The sequence below is a fragment of the Flavobacterium sp. ASW18X genome (assembly GCF_005144745.1).
GTDB lineage: Bacteria > Bacteroidota > Bacteroidia > Flavobacteriales > Flavobacteriaceae > Croceivirga.
Window position 1 is genome coordinate 22,609 of sequence record NZ_SWKK01000013.1, and the last position, 16,736, is coordinate 39,344.

The 16,736-nt window shown below is 35.3% G+C and carries 15 protein-coding genes and 1 tRNA gene; 8 read left to right on the forward strand and 8 right to left on the reverse strand.

Going from position 1 to position 16,736, the window contains the following annotated elements; translation table 11 throughout:
• The first annotated feature begins 18 nt into the window (after positions 1–18).
• Complete coding sequence (cdaA, locus tag FBT53_RS10285; protein WP_136951101.1) at positions 19–804, forward strand: diadenylate cyclase CdaA; 786 nt, start codon at positions 19–21, stop codon at positions 802–804.
• Complete coding sequence (locus tag FBT53_RS10290; protein WP_136951102.1) at positions 804–1,634, forward strand: DUF3667 domain-containing protein; 831 nt, start codon at positions 804–806, stop codon at positions 1,632–1,634. Before cdaA ends, FBT53_RS10290 begins: the two co-directional genes overlap by 1 nt.
• On the opposite strand, the gene FBT53_RS10295 is transcribed toward FBT53_RS10290, so the two are convergent.
• Together FBT53_RS10295 and truA are read right to left on the reverse strand one after the other, a co-directional pair.
• Complete coding sequence (locus tag FBT53_RS10295) at positions 1,598–3,370, reverse strand: ABC transporter ATP-binding protein (protein WP_136951103.1); 1,773 nt, start codon at positions 3,368–3,370, stop codon at positions 1,598–1,600. The genes FBT53_RS10290 and FBT53_RS10295 overlap by 37 nt on opposite strands.
• Positions 3,363–4,109 (reverse strand): tRNA pseudouridine(38-40) synthase TruA, encoded by a 747-nt coding sequence (truA, locus tag FBT53_RS10300; RefSeq protein WP_136951104.1) that lies wholly within the window; start codon positions 4,107–4,109, stop codon positions 3,363–3,365. The genes FBT53_RS10295 and truA overlap by 8 nt, the downstream gene beginning before the upstream one ends.
• A gap of 81 nt (positions 4,110–4,190) precedes the next feature.
• Between truA and FBT53_RS10305 the strand changes: the two genes are divergently transcribed.
• Positions 4,191–4,685, forward strand: coding sequence for a metallophosphoesterase (locus FBT53_RS10305; RefSeq protein WP_136951105.1), 495 nt, complete (start codon positions 4,191–4,193; stop codon positions 4,683–4,685).
• A 63-nt stretch (positions 4,686–4,748) separates the two neighbouring features.
• Positions 4,749–5,606, forward strand: coding sequence for a DUF6503 family protein (locus tag FBT53_RS10310; RefSeq protein ID WP_136951106.1), 858 nt, complete (start codon positions 4,749–4,751; stop codon positions 5,604–5,606).
• Between the two features lie 61 nt (positions 5,607–5,667).
• On the opposite strand, the gene FBT53_RS10315 is transcribed toward FBT53_RS10310, so the two are convergent.
• Positions 5,668–6,078, reverse strand: a complete 411-nt coding sequence (locus FBT53_RS10315; protein WP_136951107.1) for a DUF4293 domain-containing protein — start codon at positions 6,076–6,078, stop codon at positions 5,668–5,670.
• Between the two features lie 190 nt (positions 6,079–6,268).
• On the opposite strand from FBT53_RS10315, the gene rho reads away from it, so the two are divergent.
• The 4 genes from rho to FBT53_RS10335 all read left to right on the forward strand — a co-directional run bounded on the left by rho (position 6,269) and on the right by FBT53_RS10335 (position 10,119).
• On the forward strand, positions 6,269–7,876 hold the full coding sequence (gene rho / locus FBT53_RS10320) for a transcription termination factor Rho (protein ID WP_136951108.1): 1,608 nt from the start codon (positions 6,269–6,271) through the stop codon (positions 7,874–7,876).
• A 128-nt stretch (positions 7,877–8,004) separates the two neighbouring features.
• Positions 8,005–8,682 carry a hypothetical protein gene (locus FBT53_RS10325; RefSeq protein ID WP_136951109.1) on the forward strand — a complete coding sequence of 226 codons (678 nt, stop codon included), beginning with the start codon at positions 8,005–8,007 and terminating at the stop codon, positions 8,680–8,682.
• Positions 8,683–8,691: 9 nt separating this feature from the next.
• Positions 8,692–9,381 (forward strand): hypothetical protein, encoded by a 690-nt coding sequence (locus FBT53_RS10330; RefSeq protein WP_136951110.1) that lies wholly within the window; start codon positions 8,692–8,694, stop codon positions 9,379–9,381.
• A gap of 84 nt (positions 9,382–9,465) precedes the next feature.
• Entirely contained in the window at positions 9,466–10,119 is a 654-nt protein-coding gene (locus tag FBT53_RS10335) for a hypothetical protein (protein ID WP_136951111.1), read from the forward strand.
• A gap of 6 nt (positions 10,120–10,125) precedes the next feature.
• Here FBT53_RS10335 and FBT53_RS10340 read toward each other — a convergent pair whose 3' ends face one another.
• The 5 genes from FBT53_RS10340 to FBT53_RS10360 form a co-directional block, all read right to left on the reverse strand.
• Entirely contained in the window at positions 10,126–11,670 is a 1,545-nt protein-coding gene (locus FBT53_RS10340) for a cellulase family glycosylhydrolase (RefSeq protein WP_136951112.1), read from the reverse strand.
• Entirely contained in the window at positions 11,663–13,120 is a 1,458-nt protein-coding gene (locus FBT53_RS10345) for a hypothetical protein (RefSeq protein ID WP_136951113.1), read from the reverse strand. The genes FBT53_RS10340 and FBT53_RS10345 overlap by 8 nt, the downstream gene beginning before the upstream one ends.
• Positions 13,121–13,124: 4 nt before the next feature.
• Positions 13,125–16,217, reverse strand: coding sequence for a hypothetical protein (locus FBT53_RS10350; RefSeq protein ID WP_136951114.1), 3,093 nt, complete (start codon positions 16,215–16,217; stop codon positions 13,125–13,127).
• Positions 16,218–16,392: 175 nt separating this feature from the next.
• Positions 16,393–16,644 carry a 30S ribosomal protein S20 gene (rpsT, locus tag FBT53_RS10355; protein WP_136951115.1) on the reverse strand — a complete coding sequence of 84 codons (252 nt, stop codon included), beginning with the start codon at positions 16,642–16,644 and terminating at the stop codon, positions 16,393–16,395.
• 18 nt (positions 16,645–16,662) lie between these two features.
• A tRNA-Glu gene (locus tag FBT53_RS10360) sits at positions 16,663–16,734 on the reverse strand.
• Positions 16,735–16,736: the final 2 nt, after the last annotated feature.

The following is a 16,736-nucleotide window of genomic DNA, read 5'->3' on the forward strand; positions in this document are numbered from 1 at the left end:
TACACAAACACGGCACGATTGGAATTTCTAAATTTTCTAGAATTTAAGATTACCGACCTCATAGATATTATTCTTGTGGCCGTTTTACTGTACTATGTTTACAAGCTTGTAAAAGGGACCGTTGCCATAAACATTTTTATTGGTATTGTTATAGTATGGGCCCTTTGGAAACTTACAGAACTGTTGCAAATGCAGATGATTAGTAGCATTGTAGGTGGCTTCATGAATATAGGATTAATAGCACTTATCATCGTTTTTCAGCAAGAGATAAGAAAGTTTTTGCTTTTAATAGGTTCTACCAATTTTGCATCTAAACGTAGTTTTGTTCGGCATTTTAAATTTTTAAAGCAAGAAGCCCTACCTACAGAGGTTAATGTTGATGCTATTTTAGACGCTTGTAAAAACATGGGTATAAGTAAAACAGGTGCCCTCTTAGTCATAGAACGTAACAACAGCCTAGACTTTATTAAAAGTACAGGTGATAAGATGAATATTGAAGTCACCCAACCTATATTAGAAAGTATTTTTTACAAAAACAGTCCACTACATGATGGCGCTGCTATTGTACAAGAAAATTATATTACCGCTACACGTGTTATCTTACCCGTGAGCAACGAACGAAGCATTCCTTTGCGTTTTGGATTAAGACACCGAGCTGCTATTGGCATTACAGAAAAAACAGATGCCATCTGCTTAGTTGTCAGTGAGGAGACAGGGATGATCTCTTACATTAAAAATGGCGAATTTATACTATACAAAAGTATAGAGGAGTTATCTGAAATGATCAAAAAGGACTTAGTTTAATGAAGTGTAAAAATTGTTTAGACCAACTAAGAACAGATTATAGTTTTTGCCCTAACTGCGGTGCAAAAGTGATTCGAAACCGAATTACCATGAGGAATTTATGGTACGATTTTACTGAACGCTTCTTTAATCTAGACAACACTTTTATACGCACATTTACCAGCCTTTTTACCGACCCAAAAGATGTTATTCTTGGTTATATAAAAGGTACCCGTAAAAAGTACATGAATCCAATCAGCTATTTTATGATAGCCGTAACCCTTGGAGGATTATTCTTCTTTTTACAGAATAAGTTTTTTCCAAATGCCATGAGCTACCAATTTGAACTTTTGGAAAAACAACAAGAAGGACCTGCTGGTATTTTTGTAACAGATTCTGTGGTAAAATGGCAGAAAATCTTAGCAGAATACCAAAGTATTTTTTACATGCTCATGATTCCAATCATATCTCTAATTTCCAGATTAGTTTTTATTAATAGAAAAGAATTAAATCTAAGCGAGCATTTTGTGTTAAACCTCTATGGCTACTCACAAATTAGCATCATTGTAAACTTACTTTACATTGCGTTTATTTGGAATTCCAAAGCTGTGTATTATATTGGAACGTATGCAGTTATTGTAGGCTATATAGGATACTATTCCTATATTCTAAAACAAGTTTTTGAACTCAACCGGAAACAACTACTCATAAAGATAATGTTCTTCCTTGGCATAGGTTTTGCACTTTATCTGGTAATTATCGTAGCAATTGCAATTTATCTATTTGCGTTTACAGACACCTTTAAAAATTTGTCTCAGACAGCTTCTTTGGCCATGAACTGGGCCTCATAAAGGTCTCTATAATACCCTTGTTTGTCTAATAGTTCTTGGTGGGTACCCATCTCTATAATTTTACCAGCATCCATTACAATTATTTTATCCGCCTTTTTAATAGTAGCTAAGCGATGCGCAATAATGATAGATGTTCTTCCTTCGGTAATTTTATTGGTAGCCTCTTGTATCAACTGTTCCGTATAGGTATCTACAGAAGACGTGGCCTCGTCCAAAATTAATATGCTTGGATTACTTACATAGGCACGTAAAAATGCAATTAATTGGCGCTGCCCACTAGATAACATGGTTCCACGTTCTTTAACATTATACTCATATCCGCCAGGTAATTCATTAATAAATTGGTGTACTCCTATATCCTTAGCAGCCTTTTCTATTTTATCCAGAGTTACTTTATCATCCCTTAATGCAATGTTGTTTTTAATGGTATCCGCAAAAAGGAAGACATCTTGTAATACGATAGCAATATGCGACCGCAGAGAACTCAACGTAAAATCTTTTATGTCTCTATTATCTATTGAAATTTTACCTGCATTAATTTCGTAAAAACGATTTAGCAAATTGATAATAGTAGACTTCCCAGCACCCGTAGCACCTACAATTGCAACGGTTTCTCCTGCTTTTACATCAAAAGAAATACCATGTAAGACTTCTTCATTGGGCACGTAACCAAAATGTACCTTGTCAAAAGAAATAGCACCTTTAACCTTCGTTACTTCCGCAATCCCATTATCTGCAATATGGCTATCGGTATCTAATATTTTAAAAACACGGTTGGCTGCAACCATACCCATTTGTAGCGTATTAAATTTATCTGCTATTTGCCTTAGTGGCCTAAATAGCAAGTCCATCAAAAAGAAGAAAGCAAAGATGGAACCCGTATCTCCTAAAGTTGCACTTTCTACGCGTTGTACCACACCAAAATATACCACCAGACCAATACCTACGGAATACGATATCTCTGCTACAGGAAAAAAGATAGAGTTATACCATACCGTTTTTAGCCAAGCGTTTTGATGTTTTTCATTTATAGCTCTAAATTTTTCCTTTTCTATAGCTTCACGATTAAACAATTGCACAATCTTCATTCCTGCCAAGCGTTCTTGCACAAAAGAATTGAGGTTAGATACTTGAGCTCTTACTTCTATAAAAGCTACTTTCATCGCTTTTTGAAATAGGCGTGTTGCCACTAGAATAACAGGCATTATTGCAAAGACAATTAGTGCCAGGCGCCAATTCATATAAATCATTACTCCCGCTGCGGTAAGCATCTTTAATAAATCTGCGACTATAACAAAAAAACCTTGGCTAAATATTTCTCCTATTCGTTGCATATCTGCAACCGCTCTAGTTACCAACAAACCAATAGAAGAGGTATCAAAATAGGTCATTTTAAAAGCCATCATTTTTTGAAATAGCTTTATTCTTAAATCTTTAATTACAGATTCTCCTAGTAAATTAGCGTAGTAATTAAATGCTAATTGGCAAATAACTTGCCCCAACAAAACAGCTACCATTAGCAAAACCAATTGCACTAACAAGGCTTGGTCAGTATTTGGCAAGGCATCATTAACCACTTGTTTTACCAATACTGGGGTACAAATTGCAAAAGCTGATAACAATATAGCTGTTATAGCTACCACCCAAAATATACCTCTATAAGGTTGGGTATAGGCAAAAACCCGTTTAAACAAACGAACATCAAATGCTTTACCTGCTTCTTTTTCTTTACTCATGGATTTTTAATTCTGGATACACTACCCTTGTTAAATATAATCCTTTGGCGGGCACAGATACGCCTGCCACTCCCCTATTTTTACTAGCCAATACCCGTGGTATATCATCTGCTGGGCGCTTGCCTAGCCCAATTTCTAAAAGTGTCCCTACCACCGCGCGTACCATATTTCTTAAAAATCGGTCTGCGGTTATGGTAAAAACTAGCTTATCTTCTCTTTGTTCCCAAACCGCATCGCGAACATCGCAAAAAAATGTTTTTACATCCGTATGGGATTTAGAAAAACACTCAAAATCTTTCTTTCCTATAAGCTGTTTTGCTGCAATATTCATAGCTACCACATTCAAAGGCAATGTTACCTGGTGTGCACTATCTTGGTAAAAAGGACTTTTCTCTTGCACCACCCAATATTCATAACTACGTTCTGTGGCATCGAATCTGGCATGGCTATCTATTGGAACTTCAAACAAATCTTTAACTGCTATATCTGTTGGCAAGTAGGCATTCAATCGGTAAATTAACTTATCTAAAAGTAACGGTTCTGTTACATCAAAATGTGCATACATTTGTTTTGCATGCACTCCCGCATCCGTTCTTCCTGCACCTACAACCTCAATTTTTTGACGGGTTAGCAAACTCAATCCTTCTTCCAACACTTGCTGCACGGTTACTGCATTTGGTTGTTTTTGCCAACCGTGATATGCTGCCCCATGATATGAAAACTCGATAAAATACCTCAAGAAATTCAATTTAAGCGTTAAAGATACTTTAATCCTTTGGCTCTGTCCTAACCCCTAGAATTTTTAGCATATTTTTAGCGCATGACAAAAATTTTATTGCTTTCTGATACCCATAGCCATATAGATGATACTATTTTAAAATACGCAAAACAAGCAGACGAAATTTGGCATGCTGGGGATATTGGTGATTTAGCCGTTACCGATGCTCTTGCAGCGCTAAAACCTATACGCGGTGTTCATGGCAATATAGACAACCATGTGATACAAAAAGAGTTTCCGGAACATAATCGTTTTATGTGCGAGGGTGTAGATGTGTGGATTACTCATATTGGGGGGTATCCTAACAAATACAACATCAGGGTAAGGGAAGAATTACAAGCAAATCCGCCAAAACTTTTTATTTGCGGCCATTCTCATATTCTTAAAGTGATGTACGATAAAAAACTAGAATTACTACATATGAATCCCGGGGCGTGTGGCAAACATGGATTTCACCAAGTAAGAACCATGCTTCGTTTTACTATAGACAAAGACAACATAAGTAATTTAGAAGCTATAGAATTAGGAAAAAAATAGCTGTTAAGCATTGATAAAGTAACATCAAACTAAAAATAAACTCTCACCTAAAAACATTCGCACATGAAGCATAATTATGCATTTTCTATCTCACTAGCACTATCCTTTGTATTCCTCTCTTGCCAAGAGAACAACCCTAAAAAATCAGAATCGGTCAAGGCCACGACCGTATCTACACAAAAACCACCATACAATCCCGAAAACCCTAAATTGGCTTTACAAGCTGTTGCTGAAGCCCATGGAGGTTGGAATAATTTGTGGCTTAAGAAAGACGTACAGTTTACCTATAATTATGAAATTCCCTCAGAAAATAGAGCAGATGTATCTACAGAACGTTATATTTTTGACAATGAAATTTCTTACGGTAAATATAACCGTCATCAGATAAACATAATCCCTAAACAAGAAGGAGCGGTAGTCCATTTGTTTAATGGCGATAGCACTACGGTTACCTTGAACAAAACAGTATTAAAGGACCCAAAAATCATAGCATTTTCTGGCTTTATAAGACGTGCTAATTATTTTTGGTTTACTATGCCTTATAAGTTAAATAATCCAGGAACTATAATTTCTCACCAAGGAAAGGAACCTTATAACTCCATTAATTATGATGTTTTTAAAGTAACATACGACCCCAAATTGACAGGAAAAATCAAGAATGACATTTACATTATATACGTTAATCCAGAAACTCATTTAATAGACCGCTTTAAATTCTCTTTACCCTTTGCAGGTATTACAGAACCCGTAATCCTTACTAATTACAGTTATGAACAAATAGACGGGCAATGGATTGCTACGCACAGAGATTATTTTATGCCCAATACGGATGGAGGGTATGCGGATGAACCTACTTTTATACAAACGTTAAGCGCTATAAGCTTTAATAATGGCTACACTATAGAAAACATCATTCAATAATAAAAAAAGGCCCTTGTTTAAAACAGGGGCCTCACGCACTAATACTACTAAGATGTTAGGTCTAACGTAAACGATCCACAGATTTTACAAGATCTTCATCCTTTTTGATGGCCCTGTTGGCCAAGACCAGAAAAACGATAGAAAATACAGGAATCAGCATCCCAATACCCTTCTCAGAAACCGCCGTTTCTCCGGATAAGTTTAGCGATCGGTAAACGAAAAATCCTAGTAAAAAAAGATTCAATACTAAGTTCAAACGATTTACAACAAATTGATTTTGTCGTTTTTTGAACAACAATATAGCTACGGCAGCTAAAACAGCTACGCCATAAAATACACTAGAAATAAGAACATCTTGCTGTGCAAACACTTCCCCATTTTCTGTTTCTACCCAAAGGTTTACAAAAAACGGCACCACTGCAGAAAGTAGAATCACTACTACTAAATAAAGTGTTTGTATGCGTTGAATCATTCTTAGTTTTTATAGGCTTACAAAATTACATCTCTTTTTGACAAATAACAGGAGTTCTTAAAATTTATTTTGTATACTTGCAATGTTATTTAGTTAGAACACTTGCCCAGGGAATACTTTCCCAACCGTAAAAGCAACTAAACGTTTTACCACAAACAATCATATTCAAGTTTAATTTATTGATTATTTAATGTTCGAGATTTCCGACTTAAAGGCAAAGAAACTTCCTGAACTACAGGAAATTGCTAAAGAATTGAATGTTCCTAAGTTCAAGTCGCTAAAAAAATTAGATTTAGTATATCAGATACTAGATTTACAGGCCGCTAACCCTGCCGCAGTAAAAGAAAGTACTGTGATAGAAACAGAGGAAAAGCCAAAAAGAGCTAGAAGGCCTAGAGCCCCAAAAAAAGAAATAGCGCAAAAAGAAGAAACTCCTGCTACTAAGGAAGACAGTAAGGAAAAGGATACTAAAACCGAAAAACCTGCTGCTAAAACCGCAGAAAAGCAAGAGGCTCCTGCTAAGGAGAATACCAGACAACACAAAGGCAATAATAAGCCTCAGAATAATAACAACAGAAGAAACAACAATCAGAATAACAATAACCAAAGAAACCATCAAGATAAGCGCAACAGCAATTTTGATAAGGACTTAAAAAACCGTTATAAGGAACCAGAATTTGAGTTCGATAGCATTATTGAAAGCGAAGGTGTTCTAGATATTATGCAAGACGGTTATGGCTTTTTGCGCTCTTCTGATTACAATTATCTTTCTTCACCAGACGATATTTATGTTTCTCAAAGTCAGATTCGTTTATTCGGTTTAAAAACCGGCGATACGGTATTAGGTAATATTAGACCTCCTAAAGAAGGAGAAAAATATTTCCCTTTAATTAAAGTAAATAAAATTAATGGGCTAGACCCGCAAGTGGTTCGTGACCGTGTTTCTTTTGAACACCTTACACCGCTCTTTCCTAAGGAAAAATTCAATATTGCAGACAAGCAGAGCACCATCTCTACTCGTGTAATGGATTTGTTTTCACCAATTGGTAAAGGACAACGTGGTATGATAGTATCCCAACCAAAGACGGGTAAGACTATGTTACTGAAAGATATTGCCAATGCAATTGCAGCAAATCATCCAGAGGTATACCAAATTATTCTTTTAATAGATGAACGCCCAGAAGAAGTTACAGATATGCAACGTAACGTGCGGGGTGAAGTTGTCGCTTCTACTTTTGATAAAGAAGCAACAGAACACGTACGCGTTGCAAATATAGTCCTAGAAAAAGCCAAGAGATTAGTAGAGTGCGGCCATGACGTAGTTATCTTGTTAGATTCCATTACCCGTTTAGCAAGAGCTTATAACACCGTACAACCTGCTTCTGGCAAGGTATTAAGTGGTGGTGTAGATGCTAATGCACTACATAAACCTAAACGTTTCTTTGGTGCAGCACGTAATATAGAAAATGGCGGTTCTTTATCCATTATTGCAACGGCTCTTACAGAAACTGGCTCTAAAATGGACGAGGTTATATTTGAAGAGTTTAAAGGTACTGGTAATATGGAATTACAGTTAGATAGAAGAATATCTAATAGAAGAATATTCCCTGCTATTGACCTTATTTCTTCTTCTACAAGAAGAGACGATATATTGTTAGATGACAATACCATTCAACGTATGTGGATTTTAAGAAAATATCTTGCAGATATGAACCCTGTAGAAGCTATGGAGTTTATGGAGCAGCGTATTAAACAAACTAAGAACAACGACGAGTTTCTACTCACCATGAATGAGTAGTTACTTGTATAAGAATATGATTGTGAACCCCTTTGAATAATTTCAAAGGGGTTTTTTAATGCCATTTTATGAAGAATTCATTTATATTTACAACCGTTCCCCATTAATACTAATCACATTTACAACCTATGAAAACAACACGCAAACACCTAAATGGCGGTTTAACTACTACATGGGGCACCCTGTTTTTAGCTATGCTATTTGTAGCAAGCTGCGCAGAAACTCCCAAAAAAGAAAAAACTCCGGAACAAGAAAAGATTACCGAACAAGAACCCACTACCAAAATGGTATCTGCCCCTAAACAAATTATAAGTATAGAAGAAGCAGACCAACTTTTTACTAATTATACTGAACGCCGAGCCAATGCCATTTTAAAAATGGAATTAGCAGAACAAGCTGCGGAAGAAAAAGAATTTGTACCCACACGTTTTGTAACGTTTGATATTAATGTACTAAAGGAGTATATAGCCTTTGTAGAACAAGAAGGAAATAAAGCAGGCACACAAGTAGATAGCTTAAGAATTTACTTGGGTAATTATGGTAAAAACAAAGAGAGTTGGAAAAAGAAAAAAAGAAACACCGTATTTTTTGTGCCAGCAGCTAAAACAGCAGAAGGTTATGGTGGCATTTTTATAAATGATGAAGGAAAAGCAATGCTTATCCGTGATTATTTAGCAACCGAGCAAGATACCCCACAACAAAAAGCATCGTTATTGCCAACTTTTACTCCTACACCACCACAAAACCAAAGTTTAATTTTAAATGTTGGTGAAGGTGGACCGCCGCCAAGACCTGATTTTCAGTAATCACCAAAAATGCTACAAGAAATAACCACAATTATTAAGGGTCACTATAGTATTATAATTTACTTGGTGACTCTTATCATAAGTTTAATTACCTACAGAAAATATTTTGATACTGTTTTAAAATATTTTCCAATGCTTATTGCTTATACTTTTCTTAATGAACTATTAGGTTATTTTATTAGATACAATGAAAACTTTCTATTATTCACTAACCTATCATTGAGTAGCGCTAATGATATTATCTACAATATTTTTCTAATTATTTTTTACAGCTATTTCTTTTTTGTCTATTACCGTCTTGTACATAAAGTTAGCTACAGAAAAATAATTAAATACCTCTATTTTTTAGTAGTGTTAGCTTTCTTGGTAAATTCTATGTTTACCAATCCACTGACGTATTTACTTTATGCTGCCAATGCAATCGGTTCTTATGGCCTACTAATTGTTATTGTTTTGTACAAATTAGACCCAAAAGAATATAGACCTTGGCTTATAGAAAAACTAAACCTAATGTCTTGGATTAGTTTAGGGTTATTTATTTTTCATACCTTTTTTCCCATCATATTAATTATTGGTTTTGTAAATGTAGACTTATGGTATTTATTACATTTAAGAACAGTTTTACGCTTACTAATTATACTTATGTATTCTTTATTTAGTGTTGGGTTTATGCTAAGCACAAGACGTGCTTTTAGATAACTTGCTCATTTCAAGATACTTTTAACACTTGTTGAGTTTTCCCTATTTTTGCCGCCACAATTGAGCAATGACTAAAAACCAACTGTGACTATTCTTATTGTTTATTTTATAACATTAATAGTAAGCCTTATAACCTACAAACGTTATTCTGACACCTACTTGGCATATTTTCCTATCTTAATTGCTTATACCTTCTTAAATGAATTACTAGGGTTTCTTATTATTAAATTTCCAGAATTTAGTCTGGTAAAAGAAATAAAATACCACACCCACAATACCGCTATTTACACGCTTTACTCACTAATTTTTTTCTCTTACTGTATTAGTGTTTACCATAAGGTTTTTAAAGCTAAGCTACAGAAATGGATGTGTAAAATTGCTTATATTATAGTTTGGTTGGTTTTTGGAGTTTCCTACTTTTTAAAAAACGTTTTTTACCAGAATTTCTACGTCAGTAATAGCATTGGAGCTTTTTTAGTGGTGCTACTCATAGTACTATACTTTTTACAGCTTCGGAGACATCAACACAGAGCTTACCGCTATAATCTCTTAAGTTATTTTAGCATAGGTATGCTATTATCTAATCTTTACTTGCCCATTTTTATGCTAACAAGCAATCTTTATCCTGAGCTTTACCAGACATTTTATTTAAGGGATATTTTATTCTTAGTCACCAGTGCTGTCTATGGTATTTTTACCATAGGTTTTTTAACATCTAGAAGATGGGCTTTTGCCTAATCTTTTTTAATTGGAAGAAATAACCTGCATTACTTTTTTTGGCTCACCCTCGTAATTAAGAACTCCCATATGTTTTTGTGGTATTGTAACCCATGGTTTTTTACCAAAAATAGCAGGAGGTAATTCTTTAAAATCATACAACGTCCAGGCAATAAAATGCTGCTCTTGCTCTCTCACTTTATCCAAAATATACTTGTAATGTGCCTTCTGTTTGTTTTCTGAGTTACCAAAAAATGCCTTTTTCCAAGTATGCAGCCCAAATTCTCCTACCACTACAGGTTTATCCGTATGGCTTTGCCATTTGTTGTACTCTCCTGCAAAACGGTCTAAATCTTGGTAAAAGTGAAACGTTAAAAAATCTGTAGGGCTATCCTTTGCTAAAAAGGGATGTGGATGCAACCAGCCTATGGTTAATAAGTGATTGGGGTCATAATATTTAATACGTTCCATGGCAAATTCTAGCCAAGATTTTACTTCTGCCTCAGAATGGACTTGCATATCTAAATCTGCCTCATTTTTTACATCCCAAGCCAAAATAGCTTTGTGTTTTTTTAATGGTGCTACAATTTGTTTTATGTGCTGCTCCGTCAAAGACCAATTAATGATATTGTAATTCCCAAAGAAGTCAAAAAGTGTAACAATCACCTTTACTTCCTCTTCTTCTGCGATATCCAAGGTTCTTTTTAACTGCGCTAGCAAAACAGGATTTACATTCTCTCTCCCAAAATCATTAAAATTGACAAATATCCGAGCCGTGTTGAATCCCAATTCTCGAATCAATTTAAAATCTTGAGCTATAATACTATCGTTAAATTTAGAACCAAACATTTCCCATGGACTGTCTTTTGGATAGTAATTTATACCCCTTATATAAAATGGAACTCCATTATACACCAAGTTTTTTTCTTTACGTTGAACCAAATCTGCAACAATACTATCTGGCTTAACTTTAATAGTATCTTCAGCGTTAGAACGCACCATATGGCGAATACGCCAAAAGCCATCCTCTAACAGCATTACTATTTTGTAGTTAGAGATACTCTTATGTTGCCCTACTAAACTATCGCCCTTAAAAATACGCTGCACCTCTCTAACCCCCTTATCGTCAAATGCTACCAATTTACCATCTGCAGAAAAGAAATTGATATCTATATTATGACTTAGCGTTGTACTGTGTACGGTAACATTATTTTTCTTGTTTAAATCGATATAATCATAAAGATTTACACGGGAACTATCCGTATAAAAATCAGCTATCCCCTTAGTTGTATTTACAGAAAAACTGATATTCCTTACATACCAAGAATCGGTGTAATCCCGTTGCAATTCTCCCATATTTTTTTCTAGAAACTCACGCCCCGGATTCTCTACATTACTAAAAGAAAACAGTGGTTTATAGTAATCATTGACCCTTAGCACTTTTGCCATCATCTGCTCCCTATCTGCCCCAGATTTCACAAATGCCAATACACTCCCTATTCCCCGTACGATAAAGAAATTAGCTGCTAAAAAAATAGCAATTAGGATCACTCTATAAACCCACCTACTCATCTGTTAATGTCTTAGTAAACTGTTTTTCTAAGCCTAATAAGGCCAGTTTAAATTGATATTTTCCTGACGGATAATAAAAATCCCTTAGGATAAACTCCGTAGTACCACCAACGGTATATTGTACAACTTCTTTTTCCTTACCATTGCTTATTATGGTTAGCACTACCTCTGTACCATTTGGGACCAGTTGCCCCATATAACTTGTAATAGGCCCTACTATTATTTTACGGTCCTTATTTACAAAAGCTACAGGAAAATCTTGTGTTATATTTTTAAAAGAAATTTCTAGCAAATTGCTTTTTGCAAGACCTGGAACGAATGCCTGCACCGACCAATTAACAGCCTGAACAGGATGCTGAATCTTTGTAGTTGCAACCCCTTTTACGGTTTTAGCAAAAGCGGAGAGCTTTTTTCCTGAGTCTGTAGTAATTAAAAAACGGACAATAGTTCCATTTTGCAATTCATTGCCATAAATATCTAGAAGGCGTTCCGTTTTTAAAGTAACCACCTCATTACCATCTGCATATCCGTGTTCTTTAGATTGATAAATTGTAAAGTCGTCTGGAGAAAAAGGATATACATCCGTAGTTTTCTCTTTAGTGGTCACTCCATTTTCACTGGTCATGGACACTGTAATTTTACCCGTTTCCGTGTAAGAATAAAACCGTTTGTACGCCACATAATCTTTTGTTTTCAACTCGTGAACGCTTTGTGTTTCTTTAAAATTTTCGTTTACAGTAATTTCTGTTTTATCTGGCATAGGATTATCATAATCGTCTACCGGAACCACAGTTAGCATCGTAAAATCTCTACCGCCTGCCAAAATAATTCTTGGCCCAAAATAAGACTCTATAAAATCTATTTTCTCCGTTGCTGTAGTGACATTTATTGCATCTGTATAAATCACCTTTTCCCCATAAGTTAAGGTAAGTTGTATTACCCCTATCTTTTCTGCTACGTTATCTGGCAAGGTAAAATTCACTTTACCATTGATTATTTTTTCTGTTAAGACTACTGGTCCATAAGAGGTGTGCGCAACAGCCATTAAATCAACATTAGGATAACAAGGCACTAAGTACTCCAAACTAATTTTTTGACCAGCTATGAATACTTCTGAATGATTTGATTGCACCTCACAATCATAGGTTACATATACTTTTTCTCTGTAAGTAACTAAGTCTGTTTTGGTAATTGTTTTGGTTATTAGTAAGAGAAAAAGTAATACTATTATTGGACTTGCTACACCAAAAATTCTACTAAACGGCCTTAACTTTTTATAATCCTTATAAGGAAAAAGCCATATTCTTTTAATGTACTTTAGGTTAACCCATACAAATTTAAGTGGCCAAAACAACCACGCCTTTCGGTACCATTTTCCAAATTTTCTTTGGATGGGCAACAAAAAGAAAAGCAGTAGCTTTTTAAAATATGTAAACAGCTTTTTTAGCATTCTTTTAATCTGGAGACCCTATATAATTGTTGATTTCTATTTTGATGTAGGAGTAAATATCACCGTCTACAGGAATCAAATCTGTGTAAAACAAGTCTGGTTTACGGTGCTCCAAATATTTCTGCTTTATATCGTCATTAGGCAATCCATTTACAAACCAAGAATCCTTTTCTTGGTGATAATTAAAGTAACATGGAAATTTTTTCAACTTAAATTCAAAGGGGCTTTTACGCTGTGGGCGTATGGTTTGCATCACTATATCTTCATCTACCCAAACCAACTCGTTATCATCATTGTAGTAAGAAATTATGAGCTGTGGAATGGTAACATCAGAAATTCCGTAATTGTAGAGATAGCCTGTTACCCTATCGTCCTCTATTTGTACATCATTCAACGTAACTTCTCTATACAAATCTTGACTAGAACCATTGGCAGATATTTGTAAATCAAAAATCTGAGGATATTCTTGCCATACCATAGGTGTAAACGTATCTGGGTCAAACACCTGTGGCATGCTATCTTTTATCTTTTGCCATGCCACGGCTTCAAAGTGAATTTTAAAAGCCGAATGTTCTTTTGGTAGCAACTTGTGTTTTACAAAATTCTGAGCATTATATACTCCCATTTCTTTGTAATCTTTGGTATAAATAGTAGACTTTACATTAATATCTGCGGGTAGATTGTCTATATTTTGTAGTCTACCAATAATGTAAAACTGATTATCACTTTCTATAAGCTTGGCTTCTAAAACCTCCACAACAGGCTGAGGAACAATATCTTCATGAAAAGTTTGTTGGGTTGTCACTCTACGCCTTCCGTGATTTTTATACTTAGGCTCACTTACAGAATACAGTTGCTCATTGGGCACATCAACATCAAAAACATCTGGTACTATGTACCATTTATTGTCTTTCTTTTTATTTAGCTCATACACCGTGGTATCTAAAACATAAGTGAGCGGCGTAATAAATTCTGTATATACCCTAGCCTTGGCATGATTTTCCGTTCGGTCAAAAATATCAAACTCAATTCCATTAAGTTTTCCGTAAGAATTTAAAAGACCATCACTTACAGAGGTTTCCAGCATAAATTGGTCAAAGGTCTTACCATAGTCTTCGTCATAATAGCTATGTGCTTTTTTAAATCGCTTAAAATCCAAATCATCATGGTAGGCTAAAATTACATTTTCCGGAGAAATTTGTTCTTGACTTTGAATAAAGAAGAAATAAATAATGTAGAAGATACACCCTAAGGTAAAAACAAACCACCCTGCCATAATACCCGCTAATTTTGGCTTAAATCCAAAAGTTACGGTACGGAATTTTTCGTACGCTGCGGGTTCCGTTTTTTTAAGCTTAAATGCCGAAATAACAATTAACCTAATGTTTACAAATAAAGCAATCAACACCGTAGAAACAGGTATAATACCCCACATAAGTCTTTGATATCTAGGGTAATCTTTATACGGCTTTATCTCAGGTATTGGTTTTATTCCCAGACGCTGCCAAACGGCTATACCATTAGCCAATGGCTTTATTCGTTCCCAACCGCAGAAATATAAAATTGGGTCATAAAACTTGTCATTAGAAAATATGAACTTAATATTATACTTATCTGGCACTGTTAAAAACTGCTGTAGCGAGCCCAAACCCTCTACGCCTAAGAACTTAGCATTTTCTAAGCGTTCCACTGCTCTGGTTGTCAACTCCGGCAAACGTCTTGCAGAATGGTAATTACCATCTATTTGTAAAGCATTTGTATTGGCAGAAAGCCAAGCCATTTGGTCTCCAAAACCTAATGTTAAATACCGCCACTTGTAATGTTCATCTGCTTGCAAGAAGTTGATGATAGGCTGCATATTTATCTTTTGGGGCTGTAATGGCTTAAAATATCCCAAATTAACTATAGAAACCGCGTTGAAAATAATCAGAAAACCAACCACAGCTCCCATTGCCCTGTGGGTTACAGAACCTAATTTTTTCTGTATAAAAGCTTTTAAATCTGTATGCGCAAAACGATATAAAAACTCACCATAAAATGGTAGAGCCATTATAGAGCCCCAAAGTGTAAAACGGTCTAAGGTTAGAATATTAAACGCTGTATCTCCTAATAATAATCTAGGTAAAGGTGTGGTACCCCCTGTTCCTAATAAGGATAACATAGCAAAAGACAACCCAAAGAAAATAAATCGTTTAGAAAAGAAACGATAATAGAAGTAGGGAAAAATAAACATCATGAAACCCCACGGAATAATAAAGAATGCCAATCCAGAAGAAGTCACCTCTAAAAAACTATCCCTAGAACCATGCGGTATAGGAACCTGAGTAATTGGCTCATTATGCGTAGTTATCCAATAGGGTAGAATCAACATCACTAAACAGAATACTACACTTAAACCAAATATGACAATACGTGGCAAACATGGTTTTAACGCTTCCATAAAATGGCGTAATCGTACAGCCTTAAAACTACCAGCCCGTTCTGAAGCTACATCCATCACCACCGTACCCATTAAAGGAGCTATAAAAAATACCATGCCAAACAGGGGTGTCACGTGGTGCGATGTAATTGTAAATGCCATCATGGACATGCAAACCAAGTAATACTTACCCTTACCTGTTTTTATGTATTTATATACTTCTGGCATAGCGTGCATTAGCATAGATACCCCAAAAAGACTTGGCAACTGTCCAAACACATGCAATGTTTCTATAAATGAAGAAGAAAAAACAGCAATTAAAGCTGTAAATCCTGCTATATCTCTGTTACCAGTCATCATTTTACCGTATCGGTAGGCGCCAGTAGTAAAAAGTGTTATAGCAACAAAACAGCAAACAAATAACCCAAACTTTAACCCTCCAATATAAGAAAACAGCGCAATAAGTTGATGCACCAAAGGAGGATAAGTCATTACAGAAAAACCGGTATACCAACGTGGCTCCCATGGATCCCACCAACTATTTGCATAGTGATCTGCAAAGAATAAGTGTATCAATGCATCGTAAGTCTTCTCTATAGTAAAGAAAACTCCCGCCCCATGGAATATTAGTGCCAAAATTAAGGCTGCTACCAGATATTTATTTGTTGTTATACGCATTACCTATTAAAACGCTAAAATATTTAGAAATAGGATAAATCTAATTTCTTATTATGGCAATACACAACGTATTTGTAAGATTTTACAACATTTTTCTAATGTGCATTAAATTTTGGAGAAAAAAAAAGTCCTGATGGATTACCATCAGGACTTTATATCAAATAAAAAGTACTGCTTAAAGTGCAGCTACTTTTCTCATCAACTTACTCTTTAAGTTAGACGCCTTGTTTGTGTGAATGATATTCTTCTTAGCTAACTTATCAATCATACCAACAACTGTAGGCAACAAAGCTTCTGCTTCTTTCTTGTCTTCTTCATTACGAAGCTTTTTAATAGCGTTACGTACAGTTTTATGTTGGTATCTGTTACGTAAACGAACGGCTTCGTTTCTTCTAATTCTCTTTAATGCTGACTTATGATTTGCCATTTTAAATTTTTGTTTTTGTAGCCCGTAGGGGAATCGAACCCCTGTTACCAGGATGAAAACCTGGCGTCCTAACCCCTAGACGAACGGGCCAT